This window comes from Caulobacter sp. P1_B12_2 (genome assembly GCF_056406675.1).
Genome location: NZ_JBFTZS010000472.1, coordinates 1 through 3,467, shown reverse-complemented (window position 1 = coordinate 3,467; position 3,467 = coordinate 1). Strand labels below are relative to the sequence as shown.

The following is a 3,467-nucleotide window of genomic DNA, read 5'->3' as shown; positions in this document are numbered from 1 at the left end:
GGCTTCATCGTGAGGGTTCAGCAGCTCGGGCGGCGGCTTGCGATGGCGGCGTGCGACCGACCCCGGTCGGAAAGCGCGTGCTGCCCGACGAGAACTGCAGGTAGCAGGTGTTGTCCGGCGCGATCTCGGGCAGGGCGTCGCCCCCCCCTTCCTGGTTGGGGCTCTCCGGGAGATCGGCGAGCACGCCGGCGAAGTCCAGCGGCGCCTTGGCGGCGATCTCGGCCACCCAGTCCTTCATGCCGGTCGGGCCGATCAGCAACTTGGCGTGGGCCGAGCCCAGCATGCGGGCGATCTGCTCGACATAGGCCTCGCGGCCGCCCAGCGGCGCGGGAAGCGGCAGCGGCGCGGGGATCAGGCCGGCGTACTGGCACGCGAAGAAGGCGCGCACGAAGTCGGCCTCGGTGTCGGCGATCAGGCCGATGCTGTCGCCCGGCTTGGCCCCGGTCGCCAGGAGGCGCGGCGCGATCTCCAGCGCCTGCTCACGCAGCCTGGCGTAGGGCAGCGCCTCGACCAGCTCGCCGCGCAGCGAGTAGAGGTTGACCCCCGTTTCACCGGTCGCGGCGAAGTCGAGCGCGGCCGTCAGGGTGGGGAAATCGGCGAATCTAACGGTTCGCGAGGAGGACGTCGGAGTAATCATTGCGAGAGGCCTTTGGCGCCGTTTTCACTGTCGGCGCAAGTTTGTTCGTCTTTGTGGGGCATTGACGCGGAGGCCCGGGCGACTGCTGGATCGGCCTTCAGACTGCGCTTGAGGGCCCAGTACATGCCCAGCGCCAGGGCGGCGGCGACGCCGACCAGCGCCGCGCCGGCGCCGTTCAGGCCCACGGCGCGGATCAGGGGAACCAGGGCGATCAGGTAGATGGCGCAGACCACCGCGCGCACCCGCAGGGCCAGGCCGGCCTTGCCCAGCGAGACCAGCATCGGCTCCAGCGGCATGGCCAGCACGCCGATGGCCGCGGCGGCCACCTGCCAGTTCATGATGCTGGCCCCGGCCGCGAACGCCGGGCCCATCACGATGGTCAGCACGTCGTCGCCGAACAGGATCGAGACCAGCAGCAGCACCCCCGCCACCGCGCCGCCGATCAGGCCGATCTGGCGCGACAGCGTGCGCATGGCCTCTTCGCCGCCGGTGGCGCGCATCTTGGCCAGTTCAGGATAGAGGGCCGGCACCAGCAGCTTGGCCGGCTTGGCCATGCCGTCGGCCACCTGGCGGCCCACGCGCCACATCGCCGCCTGGGCCGGACCCAGCACCGAGCCCACCACCAGGGTGATCACCTGGCTGAAGGCGCTGTCGATCGTGCCGCTGAAATTGGTCGCCCATGCGAAGCGCCAGACGCCCGGCAGGCCTTCGGACAGGGGGCCCCGGAAGGTGAAGTCCTTCAGCAGCTGGCGGCGGTTGAGGTCCCACAGGGCGACGCTGTTGACGTAGATGAAGGCCGTGACCGTGCCCGCCGCCCAGGCGGCCAGATAGGCCTCGATGGGGGCGTGCAGGGTGAAGCACACGGCGCAGCCGATCAGGCGGACGGTCGAGCTGACGGCCTGTTCGGCGGCCAGGAAGCGGAAACGATCGAACAGGCGCAGCAGGCCCACCGAAGTCGCCGAGTCCATCACCGCGATCGACAGGGCGTAGCAGGCGGCGGCCGGCGACAGCGCGGCCGGCCAGCCCAGGAAGTGGCCGAACAGCAGGGCGCCGATCACCCCCAGGGTGACCCCCACGACCGCGCCCAGGCTGTCGAGCAGCACGGTGAACCGCAGCACCTGTTGGAAGCGCGCGCGGTCGCCCTGCAGCAGGGCCGAAGCGCCGTATTGCAGCAGGGTCTGCCAGGACTGGAACTTGGCGACCTCGCCCAGGAACTGGGCGAAGGCGTTGATCAGCACGATCACGCCCATCAGTTCCTTGCCCAGGCCGCGCGCGGTCAGGGCGATATAGGCCAGCCCGACCACGGCGTTGACCGTACGGCCGCCAAGCAGGGTTCCGGCATTGGCCAGAACCCGCTTCAAGACATTGGACTCGCTGCTCATCGTCGGCGCCGGGATCCCGAAGGCAGGCGATCGACGATCGCCTGGGCGGCGCGAACCGACGAGGGCGTTTCCTGAAGATCGAAGCTCTCGGCGAAGCCGCGCTTCTGGGCGTCGACATAGTCGGCGTGCCCGGCCTGGGCCGAGGCCACGGCGTCGACCACGCCTTCGGCGTCGTCCCGCACCGGCCCGTAGCGCCAGTGATGGAAGCTCTCGTCACCCTGCCAGTCAGCGTTGCTGGCGTTGAGGAACAGGCAGGGCTTGGGCGTGCGCAGGAACTCGTAGATCTGGCTGGACACGTCGCCCAGATAGATGTCGGCCGCGCGGGTGTAGGTCATGTCGATCGCGGCGGGCCCGCCCAGGTCAAGATGGATGCGCGGGTGGTCGACGAACGGGGCCAGGGCCTCGATCGTCCTGGGATCCGCGCCCTCGAAGAGGCGGATATGGGGGGCGAAGATCAGATTGTAACGCTCGTCCGCCGCGAACTGCTCGAGAATCCGCCGGCCCCATCGCGGCCAGGACCCCAGGGTGGGGTGGAAATGCGGGTTGTACAGAACCAGCGGCTTGGCCTCGGGGAACACGGGCAAGGGCGAACCGGGCAGGGCGTCGATGATGTCGAACTTGGGATAGCCGACCATGGCGCAGGTTTGCGGCGTGACCCAGCCCTCGTCCAGCATGCGGTCGCGCTGCTTGGGGCCGGCGGCCATCACCAGGTCGAACTGCTTGAGGCGCGGTTCGAACGGCCCGCCGCGATCGCCCGCGCCGTGCTGGGTGTAGACCAGCTTGCAGTCCTTAACCCCCAGCTTGCGCAGCAGGGCGGTGGTGCGCTCAGGCGTCACCACGGCGTCGTAGCGGCCCAGGCGGCGGGCGTTGGCGGCCAACATCAGGGCCTTGGGCGGCGTGGTCGCGCCCTTCAGTCGCAGGTCTCGCAGCCACGGCGGCGGCAGCAGCCGGGAAGGGATCGGCGGAACGTCCAGGATGTCCAGCAGCTCGCGCACATAGTCCAGGTGCTCCTGGGTCGTGGTGGCGATGTGGACGTCGATCTCGGGCCAGCCCTTCGCCAGGGCGATGGCGATCGGCAGGCTGTGCAGGATCTGGTGGGTCTGGGCGATGTAGAGGAAGCAGACGCTGGGCCTGGCTCCATGCCCCTTGGGATCAGGCGTGGTCACTGTTGCGGCGTGAGGCGCGTGCGCACCCGGCCCTTGAACAGCACCCGGTCGCCCTTGTCGCTGACCGAATAGCTGTCGGCCCGGACGGCGCCGTTGTTCGGGCCCGCGCCCTCGACCGCCGCGCCACCGACCAGGTCGCCGGTGCGGGTGTCGATCAGGGCTTTCTGCGAGGCGAACTGGTAGCCCGCGCCGTTGTCGATCTTGACGTCGCCGGTCAGCAGCAGCGAGCCCTTCTCCTCCTGGTAGGCCCCGTCCTTGGAGACCACGTGGGTGGGCTTTTCC

Annotated in this window: 3 protein-coding genes and 1 pseudogene; all 4 read right to left on the bottom strand. The window is 69.7% G+C overall.

Going from position 1 to position 3,467, the window contains the following annotated elements; translation table 11 throughout:
* Window positions 1–58: 58 nt before the first annotated feature.
* Window positions 59–637, bottom strand: a pseudogene (locus AC1DZ6_RS21695) (AMP-binding protein); the annotation flags it as partial.
* Window positions 634–2,019, bottom strand: coding sequence for a lipopolysaccharide biosynthesis protein (locus tag AC1DZ6_RS21690; protein ID WP_477099202.1), 1,386 nt, complete (start codon window positions 2,017–2,019; stop codon window positions 634–636). The pseudogene AC1DZ6_RS21695 and the gene AC1DZ6_RS21690, both read right to left, overlap by 4 nt.
* Window positions 2,016–3,185: a glycerophosphotransferase gene (locus tag AC1DZ6_RS21685; RefSeq protein ID WP_477099201.1), complete on the bottom strand. Its 1,170-nt coding sequence runs from the start codon at window positions 3,183–3,185 to the stop codon at window positions 2,016–2,018. Before AC1DZ6_RS21685 ends, AC1DZ6_RS21690 begins: the two co-directional genes overlap by 4 nt.
* Window positions 3,182–3,467, bottom strand: a 286-nt coding sequence (gene lptC / locus AC1DZ6_RS21680) for an LPS export ABC transporter periplasmic protein LptC (protein ID WP_477099200.1), incomplete at its 5' end; no start/stop codon positions are given. The genes lptC and AC1DZ6_RS21685, both read right to left, overlap by 4 nt.

Excerpts from the sequence above, each read along its gene's own strand:
- AC1DZ6_RS21690 (WP_477099202.1), bottom strand. The coding sequence starts at position 2,019 with ATGAGCAGCGAGTCCAATGTCTTGAAGCGGGTTCTGGCCAATGCCGGA.